Annotated in this window: 15 protein-coding genes and 2 riboswitches (1 of these 17 only partly in view); of the genes, 4 read left to right on the top strand and 11 right to left on the bottom strand. The window is 38.4% G+C overall.

All coding sequences use genetic code 11. The features are described from left to right. The 7 genes from BAOM_RS02010 to BAOM_RS01980 all read right to left on the bottom strand — a co-directional run. Nucleotides 1-423: the 5' end (the start) of an NCS2 family permease gene (locus BAOM_RS02010; RefSeq protein ID WP_127758841.1), read on the bottom strand. The gene continues 879 nt to the left of window position 1, outside the view; only the first 423 of its 1,302 coding nucleotides appear in the window; the start codon lies at nt 421-423; the stop codon falls past the left edge of the window. Nucleotides 424-526: 103 nt separating this feature from the next. Further along, nucleotides 527-628: riboswitch (purine riboswitch) on the bottom strand. A 323-nt stretch (nt 629-951) separates the two neighbouring features. Next, entirely contained in the window at nt 952-1,101 is a 150-nt protein-coding gene (locus BAOM_RS24125; RefSeq protein WP_053594876.1) for a hypothetical protein, read from the bottom strand. Nucleotides 1,102-1,503: 402 nt separating this feature from the next. Beyond that, nucleotides 1,504-3,024, bottom strand: coding sequence for a glutamine-hydrolyzing GMP synthase (gene guaA, locus BAOM_RS02000; RefSeq protein WP_127762409.1), 1,521 nt, complete (start codon nt 3,022-3,024; stop codon nt 1,504-1,506). A gap of 172 nt (nt 3,025-3,196) precedes the next feature. Further along, a riboswitch (purine riboswitch) is annotated at nt 3,197-3,298 on the bottom strand. A gap of 29 nt (nt 3,299-3,327) precedes the next feature. Beyond that, a complete protein-coding gene (locus BAOM_RS01995) occupies nt 3,328-5,466 on the bottom strand; it encodes a DUF4129 domain-containing transglutaminase family protein (protein WP_127758839.1) in 2,139 nt (712 codons plus the stop codon). After that, the gene (locus BAOM_RS01990; RefSeq protein WP_252283457.1) at nt 5,456-6,607 is read right to left on the bottom strand and encodes a DUF58 domain-containing protein; all 1,152 of its coding nucleotides are present in this window, start codon (nt 6,605-6,607) and stop codon (nt 5,456-5,458) included. Before BAOM_RS01990 ends, BAOM_RS01995 begins: the two co-directional genes overlap by 11 nt. Next, on the bottom strand, nt 6,607-7,563 hold the full coding sequence (locus BAOM_RS01985) for an AAA family ATPase (protein WP_127758837.1): 957 nt from the start codon (nt 7,561-7,563) through the stop codon (nt 6,607-6,609). The genes BAOM_RS01990 and BAOM_RS01985 overlap by 1 nt, the downstream gene beginning before the upstream one ends. A gap of 659 nt (nt 7,564-8,222) precedes the next feature. Next, entirely contained in the window at nt 8,223-9,704 is a 1,482-nt protein-coding gene (locus tag BAOM_RS01980) for an aldehyde dehydrogenase family protein (RefSeq protein WP_127758836.1), read from the bottom strand. 279 nt (nt 9,705-9,983) lie between these two features. On the opposite strand from BAOM_RS01980, the gene BAOM_RS01975 reads away from it, so the two are divergent. Next, a complete protein-coding gene (locus BAOM_RS01975; protein ID WP_127758835.1) occupies nt 9,984-11,834 on the top strand; it encodes a sigma-54-dependent Fis family transcriptional regulator in 1,851 nt (616 codons plus the stop codon). 29 nt (nt 11,835-11,863) lie between these two features. Here the strand turns inward: BAOM_RS01975 and BAOM_RS01970 are convergent, their stop codons facing one another. Together BAOM_RS01970 and BAOM_RS01965 are read right to left on the bottom strand one after the other, a co-directional pair. Continuing rightward, nucleotides 11,864-12,073: a hypothetical protein gene (locus tag BAOM_RS01970; RefSeq protein ID WP_127758834.1), complete on the bottom strand. Its 210-nt coding sequence runs from the start codon at nt 12,071-12,073 to the stop codon at nt 11,864-11,866. A 94-nt stretch (nt 12,074-12,167) separates the two neighbouring features. Further along, nucleotides 12,168-13,673, bottom strand: a complete 1,506-nt coding sequence (locus tag BAOM_RS01965) for a DHA2 family efflux MFS transporter permease subunit (protein WP_127758833.1) — start codon at nt 13,671-13,673, stop codon at nt 12,168-12,170. Nucleotides 13,674-13,837: 164 nt separating this feature from the next. On the opposite strand from BAOM_RS01965, the gene BAOM_RS01960 reads away from it, so the two are divergent. Beyond that, on the top strand, nt 13,838-14,710 hold the full coding sequence (locus BAOM_RS01960; RefSeq protein ID WP_127758832.1) for a TetR/AcrR family transcriptional regulator: 873 nt from the start codon (nt 13,838-13,840) through the stop codon (nt 14,708-14,710). A 275-nt stretch (nt 14,711-14,985) separates the two neighbouring features. Here BAOM_RS01960 and pyc read toward each other — a convergent pair whose 3' ends face one another. After that, nucleotides 14,986-18,420: a pyruvate carboxylase gene (pyc, locus tag BAOM_RS01955; RefSeq protein ID WP_127758831.1), complete on the bottom strand. Its 3,435-nt coding sequence runs from the start codon at nt 18,418-18,420 to the stop codon at nt 14,986-14,988. A 57-nt stretch (nt 18,421-18,477) separates the two neighbouring features. Continuing rightward, nucleotides 18,478-20,154: an L-lactate permease gene (locus BAOM_RS01950; protein ID WP_373995328.1), complete on the bottom strand. Its 1,677-nt coding sequence runs from the start codon at nt 20,152-20,154 to the stop codon at nt 18,478-18,480. Nucleotides 20,155-20,412: 258 nt separating this feature from the next. Between BAOM_RS01950 and BAOM_RS01945 the strand changes: the two genes are divergently transcribed. Both BAOM_RS01945 and BAOM_RS01940 read left to right on the top strand, forming a co-directional pair. Then, a complete protein-coding gene (locus tag BAOM_RS01945) occupies nt 20,413-21,141 on the top strand; it encodes a FadR/GntR family transcriptional regulator (protein ID WP_127758829.1) in 729 nt (242 codons plus the stop codon). 232 nt (nt 21,142-21,373) lie between these two features. Continuing rightward, nucleotides 21,374-22,090, top strand: coding sequence for a (Fe-S)-binding protein (locus BAOM_RS01940; RefSeq protein WP_127758828.1), 717 nt, complete (start codon nt 21,374-21,376; stop codon nt 22,088-22,090). The last annotated feature ends 25 nt before the right edge of the window (nt 22,091-22,115 follow it).

Below are 22,115 nucleotides of genomic sequence, written 5' to 3'. Positions count from 1 at the left end.
AAATAAACCAATCCCAGCCCCAACCGCATGTTTTAATTCTGCTGGGATCGCGTTAATGATTTTTTCACGAATACCTGATACTGATAAAAGAACGAACACAACCCCAGAAATCAGTACCCCTGTTAAAGCCGTTTCCCAAGGAATTTTCATTCCCAAGACAACACCGAATGTAAAGAATGCATTTAGCCCCATACCTGGCGCAAGTGCAATTGGGAATTTTGCAATTAACCCCATCAGTATGGAACCGATTGCAGCCGCTAAAGCGGTTGCCGTAAATACCGCTCCTTTATCCATGTTAGCCATTCCTAATATATTAGGGTTAACAGCCAAAATATACGCCATAGCTAAGAACGTCGTAATTCCGCCGATAATTTCACTGCGATAATTCGTACCTAGTTCTTCAAACTGAAAGTATTTCTTCATTCCCTAGTCTCCTCCGCAACGTCATATACGAAAAAAAGCTCCGTTCTCTACCGAACGGAGCTTAACTACATGTAAAAGAGGGCTTTACAAATGCTACATCTATACCTAAATTCTTTTACATCGTAGTCAAGCTGTTCACGGCAGCTTGGTAGAAACTTTCGGACCATATTTCCGATATTATACGACGAAACATTATTTTAATTTAATAAATATAGGTATAGTGTAACAATTCCTAATACACGCGTCAACACCCAAGACGAATGTTCAGATAATTAAATCTTCCATCGTTCGTGATTAGATCATTTTTCCTCTTTAAATAAGAATAATATACGGAATTTATAAGGAATTAACCCTATTATTCCCACTCAATAGTTGCTGGTGGCTTACTCGTAATATCATACAGCACGCTCAATAACCATTGATACATAAGTGTTTTACGCTTTTTATCAAAACAGAAAAATCCGTTCAATTCATGTAATTCTTGTACTCAATTGTAGCAGGTGAACCCCTTGTATGTTTTCATTCATATTATTTATCTGTTTGTTCTTGCTTCTTTTTCAAATACTCCGCACGTATTTTTTCAAGTTGCTGCTTTTTATCAAATTTGGCAGGCTTGTGTTTTTCATGATACTTTGTCACAGCTACCTTACCTTTGGTATCCAATTGATATTTCCCCACTTTGTTCACCTACTTTTCTTGTCCTTAAAGAGAATCTATTCAACAAATATAATATACCTTACTTTACTGAAGTAAACCTTATTAGTGTACTGCTAACCTTGCATATATCCGTAAAAACATTAAAAACTTAGTAAAATAATTCATCGCCAAATGGTTAATTCATTATACTTATCTTTACGACCTTGAATTTGCTGATTCATTTTAAAATCATCAATCAAATCACTAATTTTGACCAAAATAAAAACCCCCCTTCTAGTTATTTGTTATAAATAACTAGAAGAGAGTTTAATTTTTGAAATATAAATAGTTGTACGTTAATCACAATATTAGTACTTAACAATTCAACTTAGACATTAGTATGACTGCGTTTATAACCTATTTAGATTATATTATTCGCAAGTCCTACTCCCACTCAATTGTTGCTGGCGGCTTACTCGTAATGTCATACACCACGCGATTTACATGAGATACTTCATTAACAATACGTGTTGAAATCGTTTCAAGTACCTCCCACGGAATACGTGCCCAGTCAGATGTCATCCCATCGATAGATGTTACTGCACGAATACCGATTGTATAGTCATACGTACGACCATCGCCCATAACACCTACACTGCGGATGTTCGGAAGCACTGTGAAGTATTGCCAAATATCACGGTCTAAGCCTGCTTTTTTAATTTCGTCACGTAAAATCAAATCAGAATCGCGAACAATCTCTAATTTGTCCTCTGTAATTTCACCTAACACACGAATCCCTAATCCTGGACCTGGGAATGGTTGACGCCATACAACCTCATCCGGAATACCTAGCTCTGTTCCAAGAGCACGCACTTCATCTTTAAATAACGTATTAAGCGGCTCAATTAACGTAAATTGCATGTCCTCAGGAAGCCCGCCAACATTATGATGTGATTTAATCGTTTGAGCAGTTGCTGTTCCACTCTCAATAATATCAGTATATAGTGTACCTTGAGCTAAGAAATCAATACCTTCCAATTTATGTGCTTCATCATCGAACACATAAATAAACTCATTACCGATAATTTTACGTTTTTTCTCTGGATCTGAAACGCCTGCCAGCTTATTTAAGAAACGATCAGCTGCATCCACTTTAATAACATTCATATGGAAGCCTTCGCTGAACGTTTTCATTACGCCTTCCGCTTCTCCTTTACGCAGTAGACCGTTGTCAACAAAAATACATGTTAATTGGTCACCAATCGCTTTATGGATTAACACAGCTACAACAGACGAATCTACGCCTCCGCTCAATGCACATAAAACCTTTTTGTCACCAACGATTTGACGGATTTTCGCTATTTCCACTTCAACAAAGTTTTCCATAGACCAATCACCTTTACATCCACAAACTTCAAATACGAAGTTTTTCAAAAGGTCATTTCCATATTCTGAATGGCGCACTTCTGGGTGGAATTGCACCGCAAATAAATTACGCTCACGATCACTCATTGCCGAAATTGGACAAGATGCACTTGTTGCATCTACTTGGAAACCTGCTGGTGTTTCAACAACTAAATCACCATGGCTCATCCAGACCGTTTGCTCTTTCGGTAAGTTAGCAAATAAGGCAGAATCATTTTGAACATTAAGAATCGCTTTTCCATATTCACGATGCTGCGCTGGTTCTACTTTCCCACCATAATATTGCGTCATCAATTGCATCCCGTAACAAATTCCAAAAATCGGTAACCCTAATTCAAAAATCGCTTCATCACAACGGAAAGCTGACTCATCATATACGCTGTTTGGTCCACCTGAAAAGATAATTCCAGCTGGATTCAATTTTTTAATTTCCTCAGCTGTAATCGTATGTGGATGTAATTCACTATATACACCAAATTCACGAATACGACGTGTAATCAATTGGTTATATTGACTTCCGAAATCAAGTACTACGATCATTTCTTGGTTTATTTCTGTTTTCCCCGGCACTATCGTCACCTCAACTAATGTATTTTCACTTGAGTCTTTCGAATCAAGTAATTACTTTTACTATTTCCATAACCAGAATATTATCATAAAAAAAACTAGAAATATGCCTTCATCATAACAAAAAAGGCAGATTTCTAGTTTACACGTTGAAATCCGCCTTCATAGTCAAATCATTTCCGGTGATTTGGTAGATACTTTCGATCCGTATTATCGAGGATATATGAAGGGTTCTATACGTTTTACGGTCATTGTATCAGTATAATAAAAACAAGGTCAAGAGCTAGTTTTTCTCATTAAGGTTTCCCAGCTCTCTTGAAGCTCCTTCCATGCTTCTCCTTCTTCATCTCCTCTATAAAGAATTATTTCATAGCGACGTGTCAGTTCAGTCATTAGATTTGTATCATAGACCGAATCAATATAAGCAGCATATTCACGAAATGTTTGCCCATCAAGACGTTTTAATCCCGCACGATGCAGTTGTTTAACAAGCACTTCATATGCTTCAGAAAAACAAATGGATTTTCGTTTATAACGAGCAATCAGTAAACGTGGCACCCATTTTCGACGAGTAAGAAATAAGCTAAGTACAACGATAACTACAGTCCCTAAGCTTATCCAAAATGGCTTCATAATCGCGATAAATTCCCCATTTGTTCCTCTTTGTTCACTGACAGCATTCTTCTCTTCTCGCTGCAGTGTTTCGGCTTGATCTTCACGTACAGTAGAATGTTCCGTATCACGATGAGTTGTCCTATCTGAATTAATAAATTCCGATTCACTCGAAAATCCTTTCGTTGGTTCAAAAGGAACCCATCCAATCCCAGAAAAATACACTTCCACCCAAGAATGTGCATTATTATTCGTTACTTGATAAATAACCTCCCCTTCTTTAACCGTTCGCTCCCCTTCCGTATACCCCTTTGCCCATCTAGCTGGAATACCTGCCGCTCGCAGCAAAACAACCATTGAAGTCGAATAGTTATCACAATAACCAATCCTTGTTTCAAATAAAAACTGATCGACATAATCTTGATCCTTCGCTGGATAAGGAATGTCCTCCTTTGAATAGACAAATTCCGGTTGATCGAAATAATCTTCTACAGCCTTCACCTTATCGTACCAATTTGATTGATTCTCTGTCAGTTCCCTCGCTAAATCATACACTCGACTTGGGATACTATCAGGCAGCTGCGTATATAAGTCCATCAATACATCCATCGTTTCATCAGCCTCTGTTACTTTTCGGAATTGCGCCAAATCATAACGTGGCTGCTCATAATTCACCATATACTCACTTATATCTTGTACAGTTCCATCCGCCGTCTGAGGTGTTAGTTTCTTTAGATTCGGTTCATATAGAAAAAATGAGACCCCATCTGCCTTCACGTTTTTCAAATAACTCCCTGCCGGATAAAGAATATGCCCTTGATCCTCCATAATAGATATTGATGCCGCAAGTGCTTTTGTGGCTACCTGCTCTGGCCCCTCGTAATTCTCTAGCTCTGTCAGCTCGTCGCCATTAGCTAGCGGGAAGGCCGTTCCTTCTCCAACCGATGAAACCCATCCTTTCCCGGTATATACATTCTTACTTTCTACCTTCCAATAATCATTCGTCGTTGCTGTATGATAAAACACAACGGACGAATCAGGCTCAATAGAACCCCCAAGTTTTGAATCATCCTCACTATATCCAACCTTACTAACGGAAGCTGCACTGTCCTCTCCCTTTGCCTGCTCAGAAAAGGATTGAATGAAAGGAATGGGGTCTGGCCACTGTGGACCAGGCTTTGGCAAGAGAAGACCCATTGATACAAAAAAGGCTACCATAACAATAAGTGACATAGACCATTTCCCTAACAGGCGGAGTGACAACGCTGGAAACAGATGAACTAGTTTCATTACTCCCAATATCATAACCCCTGCTATGACGACTCTAACGATGGCTGCGCTCGCATTATAAAGAGTAAAAGTATCCAAAATCGCTAAAAGAATAACCGTCATACTAAAAAAGAAAAACAGGTTGCTCTTCATATAAATCCAATAATGAATCAAGTACGTCACAAGCCATAACAGTGTAAAAAATAATAAGGTCCGAAACGAATTGGTCATAAGTACCCAATCGCCACTCCATACATAAGCCATATTGACTTCAAGCTCTCTTATCGAAAACAGTGTATCATCATATAACATATATACAACTACAGCTATATATCCTATTAACACAACAGAACGAGCAAGCCAGTGAAGAGAAAAGAAGTGAACAGCTAATGATAAAATAATAAACAGAATAAACACTTTCATATTCCCTGTATCCGTTAGTTCCGATACCGGACGCATCCATTCTGTAAGGAGAAAAAATGAGAATACATAGATGAATAGTTGTATTATATTTTCGATTCGTTTAGGCATCATTCTTACTCGCTCCCCCGGTTTGCGATATCACAAACTGAACCTGTACGCCTTGTTTCAAAGCTACTTCCTGCACTATGTAATCTTCATCTTTTACCTGTTCCTTCACGACAAAACAAGTAACCGCTTGGTTATTCCTATACGCATATATGTGTTCAAGCTTTTCAAAGGTTAACTGAGTCGTCATCACAATAAGCTTCGCTTGATGCATCCCCATTCGAATATCGCGAGGTAAACTTTGATTCAAACTCGGCTGTATACGAGCTAAATCATAAAAAATCTCTCTCTTGTGCCTCTCCCCTTTACTTGTTGGCAAATATACATTCTGCATAGAATCAATCCAGCCAATCTGTATCCCTCGCTTTAGCGCCGCATGAACAAAAGAAGCAACGAAGGACACCATTTCCTCAAATGAGTCCGTATAACTTTGATCTAAAATAATATAAAAAGTTTCCTTCCTTTGCTCATCAAATTCTTTCGTCATGAGCTTATTCACTTTTGCAGTCGCTTTCCAATTAATCCAAGAGAGCTGATCGCCGGCCTGATACTCTCTCACACCAGAAATGACGGATTGGCGGGAGCGCGCTCTTTGTGAAAAGCCTTGCTCACCGCTCCATAATCGATTAAATTCCCGATAACTTAGCTCATGATAAGCCGGAAAAACAAGAATGGTATCCTCCGTTTTAAACATTTGTTCCTTGTGAAACAATCCTAGTACATCACCGGTATGTAGACGTATCCCTTGAAAAACGTGCTCCCCGCGCGGAACATGTTCTAATGTATAATGCCAAGTTAACGTTTTTGTAAAGCCAACAAATAAAAGAGATTGCGGCGGCCTAAGCGATGTCCCTTCTATCTGCTCCTCTACTAATAAATACAGAAGAGGAAATCGGCTTTTTCGTGTCACTGTAATGTAAACATCCACTGCACTTCCAACTGAATATTCTTTCTTGGTAATCTTTCGCTCCACCGTATATACATGAAACGAATGAAAAGACAACGCCAGTGAATAAAGAACAAAAGGACACACCGCATAAAACAAAAACCAACTCACAAAACTACCTTGAAACATCGTAAATATAAACATAGCTAGAAGCAAACTAAACAGCCCTATCACTTTTGTATATCTTTTCACGTTCTTCATCACGTAGCCACTCTCTTCACTGGCACGGAAGTCGTCGAAAGAATATCTTGAAGAATAAACGCAGCATTTTCTGCAGAATATTGTGCTTCCGGTTGTAAAATTAATCGATGACCAAACACAAATGGCGCTAAATGCTGAATATCATCCGGAAGCACATAATCCCGGCTGCGTAATAGCGCATATGCTTGAGCCGCCTTCATTAAAGCTATCGACCCACGCGGACTCACTCCTAAATAAATACGGGGATCATTTCGTGTTCGATGCGCAAGGTCAATAATATATGCTTTCACTTTATCATCTACCACGACATCCTTTACCTCTGCTTGCAGCTGTAATAACTCCTCTAAACGAAGTACTGGCTGCAGCTCCTGAAGCGGTGAATAAGAGCCTGCCCGTCGCAATACTTCCATCTCTTCCTCCACAGTCGGATATCCCATTTTCAGTTTTAATAAAAAGCGGTCAAGCTGCGCTTCCGGAAGCGGGTACGTCCCTTCATGTTCAATCGGATTTTGCGTCGCCATTACGAAGAATGGCTGCTCTAATTTCCTCGTTTCTCCATCAATCGTAACACTGGCTTCTTCCATTCCTTCTAGCAGTGCTGATTGCGTCTTCGGTGAAGTTCGATTAATTTCATCAGCTAAAATAATATGTCCCATAATCGGCCCAGGACGAAAAATAAATTCCTGTTCCTTTGCATTAAAAATAGAAATACCTGTTACATCAGATGGCAGCAAATCAGGTGTAAACTGGATACGTTTAAACGTTGCTCCAATCGATTTCGCAAGAGCCTTTACGAGTACAGTTTTTCCCACACCCGGCACATCCTCAAGCAGTACATGCCCCCCTGCTAGTAAAGCAACTATACTTAATTCAGCGACTTCCCTTTTTCCACTTACAACTCGATCAATATTGTTCAGCACTTCTTCTAGTTTCAGATGTATTTGTTCTTGCATCATATTCTCCCCCCTGCCCTCTTAAACTAGTTCGACTAGCCCCAAACATAATCCTCCATACAGTATGGCTATAACTATACAATCTTATTTTTCTATTAAGCCTATCTCCTCCACTTTATTTTGTATTTGGCTTTATTAAATAACGTTGTTCACTTTTAAAACATAGAATGGACCGCGAATAATAGAATCAATGTTCTCTATTCGCGGTCCATTCTATAATAGATATTTTTGAAAACAGGCAGAATACTAACGAAAATACTTTGCATAACGAATGTACTTTTACTTGATTCACCTCTGTATAAGCACAATGGCAAAATTTAATTAAACGTTTGATTAAATACTTCAACTGGAAGAATCAATTAATTAGTAGAAAACCCCAGGAAAAAGAGTAATCTTCACCTCTTTTTCCCAGGGCTTGTCTTTTCCCTTAAACACACTTCTGTGAGACTAAGTACCGCTTAACTACTTCTTCTGTTTCATCTTCTGAACTCAGTCCAAATTCATCTTTCATCGTTCGAGTAACCGCAATGATTTGGTTATCTTCTATCCCAGCCTTGATAAATGCATTGACTACGTATATGACGGTTTCACTACTTTCTTTTTTCCATGCCTAGCTTGTCATTTGAATGAAACAAACCCCTCCAAATCATCAAAAGGTGATATTAATTTAAGTTAATCCACACACTCTTCACTTCCGTATAATTATCAAGCGCATAGCTTCCCATTTCTCGGCCAATTCCACTTTGTTTATATCCTCCAAAAGGAGAGGCAGCATCAAAAACGTTATAACAGTTTACCCATACCGTACCTGCTTTTAATTGATTCGCCACATAGTGAGCCTTCTTCACATCCTGTGTCCATAAACCAGCTGCTAAGCCATATTCAGAGTTGTTTGCGCGACGGATGACATCGTCTAAATCTTCAAATGGCATAGCAGACACAACCGGTCCAAAGATTTCTTCTTTCGCAATTGTCATCTCATCATTCACATCAGCAAAGATGGTTGGTTCAACAAAATAGCCTTCTCCTTGACCATAAACACCACCTGCTACAACTTCTGCTCCTTCTTGCTTTCCTAATTCAATATATTTCCCTACTCGCTCTAATTGCTCCTGAGAAACTAATGGCCCGATTTGGGTAGAAGGATTAATCCCCGCCCCCTGCTTAATGTTTTTAGCATGAGAAGCTAAATCTGCAACTACATTATCATAAGATTTCTTTTGAATATAAAGACGTGAACCGGCACAGCAAACTTGGCCTTGGTTAAACATAATACCCATTAAAGCTCCAGGTATCGCTTTACTCATATCCGCATCCGGTAAAATAATATTAGGTGATTTTCCACCTAGCTCAAGAGAAATCTTTTTAACTGCTCCTGCCGCTTGGCGCATAATCATTTTTCCGACAGATGTTGAACCAGTGAACGCAATTTTATCTACGTCTGGATGATCGACAAGCGGTGCCCCAGCCGTTTCTCCAAAACCTGGTACAATATTAAGAACTCCAGCTGGGATGCCAGCTTCAAGTGCTAGTTGACCTAAATATAAAGCTGATAACGGTGTTTGCTCTGCTGGTTTTAACACAATTGTACATCCTGTAGCAAGAGCTGCTCCTAACTTCCAAGTTGCCATAAGCAGAGGAAAATTCCACGGAATAATTTGTCCTACTACACCAACTGGTTCATGACGTGTATAGTTAAAATAGTTACCTGCAACTGGAATCGTTTGTCCCATAATTTTCGTAGTCCAGCCAGCATAATAACGAATATGATCGATAGCAAGAGGTACATCCGCATTTCTTGTTTCATTAATAGGCTTCCCATTATCTAAAGTCTCTAACTGCGCTAATTCTTCTTGGTGCGCTTCCATTAAATCAGCTAATTTATAAATAAGACGACCGCGTTCAGAAGCACTCATCTTTCTCCATGGACCGTTTTCAAAAGCCTGACGAGCAGCTTTTACTGCTCTATCTACATCTTCTGGTCCTGCTTCACTCACTACAGCCAACACTTTTCCATTAGAAGGATCAAGAGTTTCAAAAGTTTGGCCTGAAGCGGCTTCTACCCATTCCCCATTAATCAAAAGCTTTTTCGTTCCCTTTAAAAACTCCTGTACACGCGGCTTGATTGATAATGTTTGTTCCATCTAAAAAATCCCCCTTAAATTAACTATGTTGGTATCGCTTACAACTATTTATATATGCAAGTCCTATGCCAAAATTAAAGACCTTTGATCTTCGCATCCCATCATTTTTAAACATATACACCTGTTCCATAATGGAACAACTTCATGTACCATCCTGGAACAGGTGTGTAAATTTAGAACAGTGCACAAAAATTCTACAGTGTTCTACCATTCTGCTATAATAGTTCTTATATTTGATATTTTCCCCAGAATATTAAGCAAACTGCGAGGTGTCATTCTATGTCTATCGATCTCAACACACCTAAAGGAATAGTCCCTAATCATATTCAAGAATCATGGAAACGTTGTTATTCAAATGGACTTGACCCTACAACAATCGATCAAGACCATATACTTGGAGAATATGAACTAACCCAATACTACGATAAATATGAGGAGCTTCTTTATTACTCCTCTTCTATTTTAGAAAACGTGCACGATTCCATTCGTGGGACGGAATTTCTTCTATTAATTGCTACACCTGAAGGATATATCATCGATACCGTTGGAGAACCTTCTTTTATTAGGCATGCTGATAACGTCGCTTTAAGAAAAGGAGCCAATTGGCTGGAAGAATCGAAGGGAACCAATGCGATTGGTACAGCTATTGTAGAAAAAAGCTCCGTACTTGTTCACGGAAGCCAACATTTTTGGGAGAATAATCATTTTCTTACTTGTGCCGCAGCTCCCATTCTTGATTCTAAAGGACAACTTCTCGGCATTTTAAATTTAAGCAGCTATCAACAAAACTACCATCCACTCACATTAGGTTTGGTCAAAAGAACCGCTCATAGTATTGAACAAGCTCTGTTACTAGCTCATACTCAAAAGCAACCAAAAAACTTCACAAAAGATCTTGATTTTATTTATAATCATCACCCTGCCCCTCTTATTACCGTTAATAAAGAAGGCACAATTACAAGAGTGAATACAGCAGCAACCCGTACAATTGGTTATTCAGAACAAGCTGCGATTGGTAAACCGATTTCCAACATTCTAGTAGAAGTGAACCCTTTAGTACCAGAGCAAAAATTTTTATTAAATAATCAAGTATTTACTCCCCACATTCTTACTAGTGATTATCGTGATCAGTCCTATATGCTTTTACGAGGAGAAACAAAACAACAGAATGCTGCATTAACGAATCGTTATCACTTTACCGATATTATTAGCCAAGACTCTAAAATGAATGAAATGATAGCCATTGCGAAAAAAGCAGCAATTATAGATATAAACCTTCTAATTTCTGGTGAAACAGGCACAGGGAAAGAGTTATTTGCTCAATCTATCCATGGTGCAAGCTTCAGAAGCAACCAACCCTTTATCGCCATTAACTGTAGCGCTATTCCTGAAAGTTTATTAGAAAGTGAGTTATTTGGATATGAAAAAGGGGCCTTCACAGGAGCCAAAAGCCAGGGACAAGCAGGTAAGTTTGAAGCAGCAAACGGCGGGACTCTGTTCTTAGATGAAATTGGGGATATGCCTCTGACTGCCCAAGCTGCCTTACTTCGAGTGTTGCAAGAACGTTGTATCACACGTATCGGAGGAACAACTCCTCGTCCTATTGATGTACGGATTATTGCGGCCACTCATAAAGACCTACAAAAGGAAATAGAGGCGGGACGTTTTCGTGCCGATTTATATTTTCGTCTCAATGGCTTTACGTTAAAACTTCCCCCTCTACGCAATCGTACAGATTTGCTTTTATTAGCCGAACATATTTTATCTCAGTTACCTTTCAAAAAAGAAAATATAAAACTAACTGAAGATGCCCAAACCTTTATTACTGAATATGAATGGGCAGGGAATTTCCGACAATTACAAAATGTATTACAGCAGGCCGCCTTTCTAGCCAATGAGAGTCGTATTACGAAATCCTTGCTTCTTTCTCTTTGTCCCTCTTCAGTTGAACCAATAGAAAAAGAACAAACAAAAAGCCAAAAGATTATGAGCTTGCGAGAACATGAAATAGCTCTTATTCAGCAAGTATTGGAACAAACAAATGGAAATATTAGTCGTGCTGCTAAGCAATTGGATATTGGACGTAATACGCTTTATCGGAAAATGAAAGAGTATAATCTTATGTTGTAATATTCAAAAAGCGCCCCATTTAAGGGCGCTTAATTAATTAGCGTATTTCTTTCTTCTTTCTCTTTAATCGATTCCTTTAGCTTTTCTCCCTCTGTTTTTAAAGTTGTGCTCAGCTCTTCATATTTCGTTTCATAATATTCACGTATAATCTCATAGCACTGATCAATTAAGCTGTTTACTTCTCCATATATTTCATAGTTGATTTGTTCCTTCTTTATATTTAATGAATCGTTTAACAAAGCCCTATAAAAAATAGAATCTCATAAAATAAACAAAGCCTCCAAGTTGGAAAGTTTAAATACTTCCATGCCTTGGAGGCGTTGTGATTTTAATTTAATTTGTAGCTCGTTCTGGTGTTTCACTTTCTTCGATTTTACGAACTGCGTCTTCACTGACATCCACTCTCTTTAGGAAGAACGCTAAAATTAACGCAACAATGTTCATGCCTAATGCTACTAAGAATGAATATTGAATACCAGCTAATAACGCTTGTTGACCTAGCAGCGTCATTGCTTGCTCCGTTGCTGTAGCTGGGTCAACACCAGCCATTAAACTTTCCGCTTCATTTGTTGTTACATGGTTCATAATCGTTACTAAAATAGCTGTACCAATTGAACCTGATACTTGTTGTGCCGTGTTGTTTATCGCTGTACCATGCGGATTTAAACGTGTCGGTAATTGGTTTAAACCGTTTGTCATAATAGGCATCATGACCATCGACATCCCAAACATACGAAGTGTATAAATCATAATAATATAGGTGTATGATGAGTCAATTTGTAGTTCTGCTAATAAATAAGTAGAAACCGCTGTAATACCTAAACCTATTAGCGCTAATAGACGAGGGCCCATTTTATCAAATAATTTCCCGGTAATCGGTGACATAATCGCCATAACAATGGCCCCTGGCAACATCATTAACCCTGAATCTAACGGTGAAATACCACGAACACTTTGTACATAAGCAGGTGTTAAGATCATCCCTGAGAACATCGCCACTGCATTAACCATCGAAATAATCGAGCTTAACGTAAACATTGGATATTTATATACGTGTAAATCTAATAACGGATTCTCTAACTTTAATTGACGTATAACGAAGACGATTAACGCCACAGCACCGACAATTAAGGTTGTTACGACTAATGTATCGGTCCAACCATCTGAGCTCGCTGAACTGAAACCATATAATAAACCACCAAAACCGATTGTAGATAAAACAACCGAGAAATAGTCGATTTTAGCGTTTTTATTTGTTTCCATTACATTGTCTAACTTCCAAATCGATAATAACAGACTAATAATAGCAAGCGGTAAAATCATTTCAAATAGTACGCGCCAATCATGATGCTCTACAATATACCCTGATAAAGTAGGTCCAATTGCAGGTGCACTAATCATGACTAAACCGAAAATCCCCATTGCTGCACCACGTTTTTCACGCGGAAAGCTAATAAGCATAACGTTCATTAATAACGGCCCCATTACAGAAGACCCTGCGGCTTGAACCATACGTCCAGCCAATAACACTGCAAAGTTTGGTGCAAAAGCAGCCATTGCCGTACCTAAGGTGAAAATCACCATCGATGTAATATATAAGCTACGGTTTGAAAAGCGTGTAATTAAAAATGCTGAAGCCGGGATTAAAATCCCACTTACAAGCATATAGCCTGTAGCAAGCCATTGAACTGTTGCATAATCCTTAATTTCTAGATCTACCATAATGGATGGCAGTGCTACGTTTAATAACGAGTTATTTAGAAATGACACAAAGGCACCAACGAATAAAACGGCAATCATCAAATACGATGGCTTTTTCATTTGATCCATTGAATTCATATTTTCTTTCCCTCTATTTCTTTATTTAATTTTTTTGTTCACTCGAGAATTTTAAACCCTCAGTACAATTTTTTCAAGCATATTATACTAACGGTTTAAAATTATTGAGATTCAACTCGAACAACTTTATACTAAATGTATATAAAACGTTCGATGGAGGAATTATGAATAACCGTAAAAGACATGTAGCAAATGTAGCATTACGATTATTTGTTGAAAAAGGCATTCAACAAACATCGATACAAGAAATTATTGAGCAAGCAAATATATCCAAAGGAACTTTTTATAATTATTTTTCATCTAAAAACGATTGTATTGCTGAAATTTTAGAAGGATTGCGGTATGATGCCAGCCAAATCCGAATGGAAATGCAGATTGGAAAAGACGAAAAAGATCGTCAGGTTCTTATTGAACAAATCTCAATTTTAATCCAGTTGAATGAAGAGCGTAATTTAAATGCATTATTTGAAGCCATTTTAAACTCAAATGAAAAAGAACTAAAAAAATTAGTGCTGCATCACCGCATGTATGAAATGGAATGGTTAGCTAAGCGTTTTACAGAAGTGTTTGGATACCATATTGAGGAATATGCCTTTGAAGGTACCATCTTATTTTACGGGATGATGCAACATATAATGTTTACAATGCGCGTTACAAATATGCCACGCTCCATTCATCAAATTGTGGATGTTATCCTTTCCTATATGGAGCTGATTATTCCAAAAATGATTCAACAGAATAGTAAGTTAATTGATCAATCTGCCATTCATCTATTACGCGCAAATGTCGACCGACGTATTATCACAGTGGAAGAATTAATAGAACTAGCACAACATATCGAAAAAGAAGCGACTTTTACTCAAGAACAACAAGATTTATTTACCGTAATTATCTCAGAATTAAAGCAAGAACGTATTCGTAAATGTGTTCTACGACCATTACTAAAACCATTTCAACTAACATTTATGAAAACTCCTCTAGAAGCACAAGTAAATACCTTTACAAGTATGGTTTGGTATTTTTTAAAAGCATTATAAACTTTAATTGATGTAATGAAATTTTTAATCAATAAAAGAAAAAAACTTACATAGATCGAAGAATATAAAAAACCTCTTACCAATTTGAAAATTGATAAGAGATCTATATCGTCGAGCTAGTATAAGAATAGTTAATCGCTCATGCAACCACCACATGTAATAAGTTCTCTTAAACCTTGTTATATCAAAGTCTTTGAGAACTTATTACATCATGCCGCTCATCTAATGTTCCATGAATTCACAGAACCCGAACATTTGAGATGGAACCTAAAATATTATTCTAATTCAATCAATAAATCACCTGTCGAAATAGCATCGCCTGCTTGCGCGTATACTTCCTTCACAATACCATCTTTTGGCGCCTGTACGGTCGTTTCCATTTTCATTGCCTCCGTAATCAGTAAATGGTCTCCTCGCTTTACTGAGCTACCTTTTGAAACAACTACTTTCAGCACTGTACCTGGCATTGTTGCACCAATTTGATTTGGATTGCTTGGATCTGCCTTCACAGCAATACTACCATCTACTTCCATTGTTAAATCTTGAATAATTACTTCACGAGACTGACCATTGAAGTCAAAGTAAAGGACACGTGTACCATCATGCTGAGGCTCACCAATAGACACTAATTTAATAATTAATGTTTTACCTTTCTCAATTTCAACTTCAATTTCTTCTCCCAGCTTTAAGCCGTAGAAAAATGTTGGTGTATCAAGAACAGACACATCGCCAAATAAGTTGACTGTCTTCATATATTCTTCAAAAACTTTCGGATAAAGCGTATAAGCTAAAATATCCTTCTTTGTCACAGGACCTACCATTTTTTCTTCTAAAACACTTCCTAATTGTTCGAAGTTAATATCCTCAAGAAGCTCGCCTGGACGTACCGAAATAGCTTCGCGGTCCTTCAATATAACTTTTTGTAAGGCTTCAGGGAAACCACCATACGGCTGACCTAAATATCCTTGGAAAAATTCAATCACTGATTCAGGAAAATCAATCGTTTGTCCACGAGTCAAAACCGATTCCTCATCTAAATCATTTTGTACCATAAAGAGTGCCATATCCCCAACTACTTTAGAGGAAGGTGTCACTTTGACAATATCACCGAACAATACATTCACGCGAGAGTACATGTGTTTCACTTCATCCCAACGGTCGCCAAGTCCAACGGCTTTCGCTTGTTGCTGTAAGTTACTATACTGTCCCCCCGGCATTTCATGAACATAAATTTCCGAATGTGGACTATTCATGCCACTTTCAAAATCTTTATAGTATTTACGTACATCTCCCCAGTAGTATGATAATTTTTCAAGTGATTCAATATCTGCACGAACTCCACGTTTAGCCCCTTTCATTGCATAGTACAGAGAATTGGCACTTGGTTGCGAGGTTAAGCCTGCCATTGAGCTGAGTGTCGTATCAATAATATCGACGCCTGCTTCAATCGCTTTTGCGTACAAGTAAATCCCGTTACTACTCGTATCATGCGTATGCAAATGAATAGGTAGATTTGTTGAGTCTTTTAACTCTGAAATTAATCGATACGCAGCTTCTGGTTTTAGAAGTCCTGCCATATCTTTAATCGCTAAAATATGTGCCCCTGTTGCTTCTAACTCTTTTGCCATGTTTTTATAATATTGCACAGAATACTTCGCACGCGAATCATCTAAAATATCCCCTGTATAACAAATCGCAGCTTCGGCAATTTTACCTGATTGGCGCGCTGCATCAATGGCCACTTCCATCCCTTTAATCCAGTTTAAGCTATCGAAAATACGGAACACATCAATGCCAGATGCAGCTGACTCTGCTATAAATTCACGAATTAAATTATCAGGATAGTTCGTATAACCCACTGCATTCGCGCCGCGTAATAGCATTTGGAATAACACATTCGGCACTTGTTCACGAAGCTTCGCTAAACGTGTCCACGGATCTTCTTTTAAGAAACGATACGCTACATCGAATGTTGCTCCGCCCCACATTTCTAGTGAGAAATAGTTATGCATCATACGCGCTGTTGCATCGGCAATTTGGAACATGTCTTGAGAACGCACACGAGTTGCCAGAAGTGATTGGTGGGCATCACGGAATGTTGTATCCGTTAAAAGTACATCCTCTTGTGCTAAAATCCACTTTACTAAGCCGTCTGCTCCTTGCGTATCTAAAATTTGCTTTGTACCAGCTGGTGGTACGATGCGTTTATCCGCTTTCGGAATGCTCGGTTGTACAAAAATTGGCTTGGTTTTCTTTTCCACACCTGGGAAGCCGTTCAATGTGACATTACCGATATAGCTTAGCAGCTTCGTTCCACGGTCTTTACGCTCAGGGAAATCAAATAATTCTGGTGTTGTATCGATAAAGCTCGTATCAAATTCACCACTTAAAAACTTCTCATGTACAACAACATTATTTAAAAATGGAATATTCGTTTTGACACCACGAATACGAAACTCACGCAAGTTACGATCCATTTTGGCTGCAGCTTCTTTAAATGTCATGCCAGATGTTGAAATCTTCACAAGCAAAGAATCATAGTAGGGTGTCACCACTGCACCTTGGAACCCATTCCCTGCATCTAGACGCACCCCAAAGCTGCCGCTTGAACGGTACACCATGAGCTTTCCTGTATCCGGCATAAAGTTATTTGCAGGGTCTTCCGTTGTCACACGTGCTTGAATCGCAAAACCGAACATCGGAATATCCTCTTGTCTCGGAATATGAATTTCTTCACTATGCAGACTGAAACCAGCAGCGACTTTAATTTGTGCATGGACAATATCAATGCCTGTAATCATTTCTGTAATCGTATGTTCCACTTGGATACGTGGATTCACTTCAATAAAATAAAAATCTTCTCCTGCAACTAAAAATTCCACTGTACCCGCATTGATATACTCAATATTTTTCATCAGTCTGACCGCAGCATCACAGATTCTATTTCTTAAATCTTCTGAAATCGAATTGGATGGAGCAATCTCTACTACCTTTTGATGACGACGTTGAATCGAGCAATCCCGCTCATATAAATGCACAATATTGCCTTCTTTATCGCCAATTATTTGAACCTCAATATGCTTAGGCTTGATAATACATTTCTCTACATACACTTCATCTGAACCAAAAGCTGCCTTTGCTTCAGATTTAGCTCGCTCATATGCTGAAACTACGTCTTCTTTCGACTGTACCACACGCATACCGCGGCCACCGCCGCCAAGCGACGCTTTAATCATTACTGGATAGCCATATGTTTCGCCAAAGGTCATAACCTCCTCCACCGAAGCAACCGGTCCATCTGTTCCCGGAATAACCGGAATATCTGCGTTGATAGCTTGTTCACGTGCCTTGACTTTGTCACCAAACATATCTAAATGCTTTGATGTTGGCCCAATAAAGATGATCCCTTCTTCTTCACAACGACGTGCAAAATCTACATTTTCTGATAAAAAACCATATCCCGGGTGAATCGCGTCAACCCCCGCATCTTTTGCAATCTCAATAATCCCTTCAATATCTAAATAAGCATCAATTGGTTTTTTGCCGGCGCCAACTAAATACGCTTCATCTGCCTTGTAACGATGATAAGAACCACTATCTTCACGAGAATAAATAGCAACAGTCTTAATTTTTAGTTCTGTACATGCGCGGAATACTCGAATAGCAATTTCCCCACGATTAGCTACAAGAATTTTGTGAATTAACTTCAATTTACTCACTCCAATATTTGATATATCATAATCTTCTCGGCGATTTTAAACTTAAAATTACGGAATCATCCAAGCTAGTACATTACTTTGTAAAAACGTTAGAATACAAATAAATAACAACATCCACACACTATACTTTAGCGTAAAGCGGAGCAATTCAGACTCTCTACCGACGAGTCCAACAGCTGCGGCTGCTACCGCGATGGATTGTGGTGAAATCATTTTGCCTGTTACCCCTCCAGATGAGTTAGCTGCAAGTGCTAATAACGGGTCCATACCAACCGACTCGGCCGTTACTTGTTGCAACTTGGCAAATAACACGTTGGCTGAAGTATCTGAACCTGTAATAAACACACCAACCCAACCTAAGACTGGTGAGAAGAACGGGAATAGTGCACCTGTTTTTGCTAACACTAATCCAAGCGTTGTCATCATGCCCGCAACATTCGTTACATAGGCATATCCGACAACACAGCAAATTGTAATAAGCGGGTATTTAATTTCATAGATCGTTTCAATGAATATCTTACCCCAATCAAGCCAAGACATTTTAAAAATAAACTTTGATACAATCGCAGCTAATAAAATAGCCGTGCCTGCAGTGCCTAACAATTCTAACTTATAGAAAGCAGCTATTGGCTCACCTGTAGCACCATTTATCACCTTATTATGTAAGAACGGTACTTCAGGCATAAATGTCAATGCTTGTCCTAGTACATTCACGCTTTTTAAAATGACATTTGTTCCCTCATAGTGCCCAGTTAAGGCCGCTTTAATTGTTGGGATCCCCCAGAATGAAATAAATATAGTCAAAATAATAAAGGGTGACCAAGCTTTTGCAACTGCAGCACCACTATAAGACTCTTTTGACACTATAGAGGCAGCAGCTACTTCTCGTTCGGAAGTAAAGCGATAAATGGTTTTTGGCTGCCAAAATTTCATAAAGACAGCTAACGCAACTAATGAAACTAAAGCAGATAAAACATCTGGTAATTCAGGCCCTAAATAGTTCGAGCTTAAAAATTGTGTTACAGCAAACGAAACACCTGATACTAAAATAGCTGGCATGACTTCCAAAGCCTTTTTAAATCCAGTCATAATAACAATCAGGAAAAATGGAATGAACACCGCTAACATAGGTAATTGTCGACCAACCATTTTAGAAATTTCTATTGCAGAAATACCGGTTGGACCTTCCATTGCAGTAATCGGTACACCAATTGCACCAAATGCAACGGGAGCTGTATTGGCAATTAAACAAAGGCCCGCCGCATACAATGGATTAAAGCCAAGTCCAACTAATAAGGCTGCAGAAATTGCAACAGGTGCCCCAAATCCTGCAGCTCCTTCAAGAAATGCCCCAAACGAAAAGGCAACGAGTAATGCTTGAATACGTCGATCTTCCGTAATTGATAATACTGAATAGCGAATGATAGTAAAATTTCCTGTTTTTACAGTAATGTTGTACAGGAAAACGGACGTAATAATGACCCACCCAATCGGTACTAATCCGTAAACAGCTCCTTGAGTAGCAGACATAACAGCTGTTCCAACCGGTACTTTGAAAGCGATTACAGACAAAGCCAACGAAACGAGCAATGTCGTCAAACCAGCCATATATCCTTTCATTTTTTTAATAGCTAAAGCCCAGAAAAAGTAAAGAATCGGAATGACTGCGACAATTGCTGACCAAGTCAAACTATTACCAACAGCCGTAAAATTTTGTGTGAATATCAAATCCCCCACCCCCAATTTAATATTTGTCTCAGATAACCCCTTCAATTTCATCCGACTTTTCCTCTTAACAACGAGAGGTTAGGTCATCAGATGACCTTATGTTAGAATTATATTAACTAAATTCTTAAAATTCAATATTTTTTATTTTTCGAATTCTTATAACCTTAAATTTTTAACAATGAGTAAAATTCCATTCATCATGTATAATAAGGCTAGCAATGAAGCAATCGAAAGAGATAAATGAGGTGTAGACCCTTGGAATTTAAAAAAATTAAACCCAAAAAAATATATGAAGAAGTATCAGAGGTTCTGTACGAAAAAATTCGAACTGGCGAGCTGAAGCCCGGAGATCGTCTTGATTCGGTAGAGCAACTAGCTGAACAATTACAAGTAAGCAGGTCTGCCATTAGAGAAGCACTTTCAGCTTTAAAAGCCATGGGCTTAATCCAAATTAAACAAGGTTCAGGGACATTTGTAAAAAAAATCCAACCTAATCAAATGGATTTCCCGTTATCAACAGCAATTTTAACGAATAAAAAAGATGTCTCCCACCTGTTAGAAGTACGTAAAATTATTGAAGTGGGTGCTGCTGCTAGTGCCGCAATTCACCGAACGGAAGAAGACATACAAGCAATGATGCAAATTTTAGATGAGATGAAACGAGTACAAGGTCATGGAGAATTAGGAGAAAAAGTGGATTTCCAGTTCCATTCAGCTATCTCTGCAGCATCTCAAAATCCATTACTGGCGACTTTATTAGATCAAGTATCTGGGTTAATGATTGAAACAATGAAGGAAACGCGACGTATTTGGTTGTTTTCAAAAAAAACGACGAGCGAAAAATTATATGATGAACATATGCAAATTTTCCTTGCTATTAAACAGCAAAACGAAGAGCAAGCAAAGCAAGCAATGTTTTCACATCTTAGTAATGTAGAAGAAATTCTAATGCAATATTTTGAATTAACAGAAGCAATCAAGTAATATAAGCTGCCTATTTTTCAGATAGGCAAGCTTTTATTTTTAGAAAATTCAATATTAATACTTCCATAAATCCGAAAAGTTGTAGTATTATAAAAATCAATATCTTCACCTCAAGTCATCAGATGACCTGTTGATTAGTTTTTTAAGAAAATGGCTCTGTTAATGAATATTGTTGATTGATACGCTCTTTAACAATGCCAAGAAAATAAAAATTAAAAAAGGAGCAGCAGAGATGAAAGTAACCCTTTTTGCGACTTGTTTAGTCGATATGTTTCAAGGAGATGTAGGAAAAGCAGCGGTTGAAGTATTAGAAAGGCTTGGATGCGACATCGACTTTCCAGAAAGTCAAATTTGCTGCGGCCAACCAGCTTACAATAGCGGTTACGTGGAAGAATCAAAAAATGCGATGAAAAAAATGATTACAGCTTTCGAACATGCAGAATATGTCGTTTCACCATCTGGTTCATGTGCATATATGTTTAAAGAATATCCTGAAGTGTTTAAAGACGACCCTGTTTGGGGGCCAAAAGCGAAAACACTAGCAGATAAAACATATGAATTCACCGAATTTATTGTAAATGTTTTAAAAGTAGAAGATGTGGGCGCACATTTAGAAGGCAAAGCAACTTACCATACTTCTTGCCATATGACGAGATTGCTCGGTGTGAAAGAAGCACCGATGAAATTGTTACGTCATGTGAAAGGCCTACAGTATGTAGAGCTTCCAGGAAAAGATCGATGCTGTGGGTTTGGCGGTACATTTTCAGTGAAAATGGGGAATATTTCAGGTCAAATGGTCGACGAAAAAGTACTCAATGTAGAAGAAACAGAAGCAGATATTTTAATCGGTGCAGATGCCGGCTGTTTAATCAATATTGGCGGACGTATTGAACGACAAAGCAAACCGATTAAAGTCATGCATATTGCAGAAGTTCTCAACTGCCGCTAAAGAACAAATAGAGCATTTCCAAGGA

Source organism: Peribacillus asahii (genome assembly GCF_004006295.1).
Classification (GTDB): Bacteria; Bacillota; Bacilli; order Bacillales; family DSM-1321; genus Peribacillus; species Peribacillus asahii_A.
This window is presented reverse-complemented; position numbering and strand designations above follow the sequence as displayed.

Bases quoted from the DNA above. Each gene is read 5' to 3' on its own strand.
- BAOM_RS01995 (WP_127758839.1), bottom strand. From the start codon at position 5,466: ATGATGCCTAAACGAATCGAAAATATAATACAACTATTCATCTATGTA.
- BAOM_RS01960 (WP_127758832.1), top strand. From the start codon at position 13,838: ATGAATAACCGTAAAAGACATGTAGCAAATGTAGCATTACGATTATTT.
- BAOM_RS01980 (WP_127758836.1), bottom strand. From the start codon at position 9,704: ATGGAACAAACATTATCAATCAAGCCGCGTGTACAGGAGTTTTTAAAG.
- BAOM_RS01965 (WP_127758833.1), bottom strand. From the start codon at position 13,673: ATGAATTCAATGGATCAAATGAAAAAGCCATCGTATTTGATGATTGCC.
- BAOM_RS01985 (WP_127758837.1), bottom strand. From the start codon at position 7,563: ATGATGCAAGAACAAATACATCTGAAACTAGAAGAAGTGCTGAACAAT.
- BAOM_RS01975 (WP_127758835.1), top strand. From the start codon at position 9,984: ATGTCTATCGATCTCAACACACCTAAAGGAATAGTCCCTAATCATATT.
- BAOM_RS01940 (WP_127758828.1), top strand. From the start codon at position 21,374: ATGAAAGTAACCCTTTTTGCGACTTGTTTAGTCGATATGTTTCAAGGA.
- BAOM_RS01990 (WP_252283457.1), bottom strand. From the start codon at position 6,607: ATGAAGAACGTGAAAAGATATACAAAAGTGATAGGGCTGTTTAGTTTG.
- guaA (WP_127762409.1), bottom strand. From the start codon at position 3,024: ATGATCGTAGTACTTGATTTCGGAAGTCAATATAACCAATTGATTACA.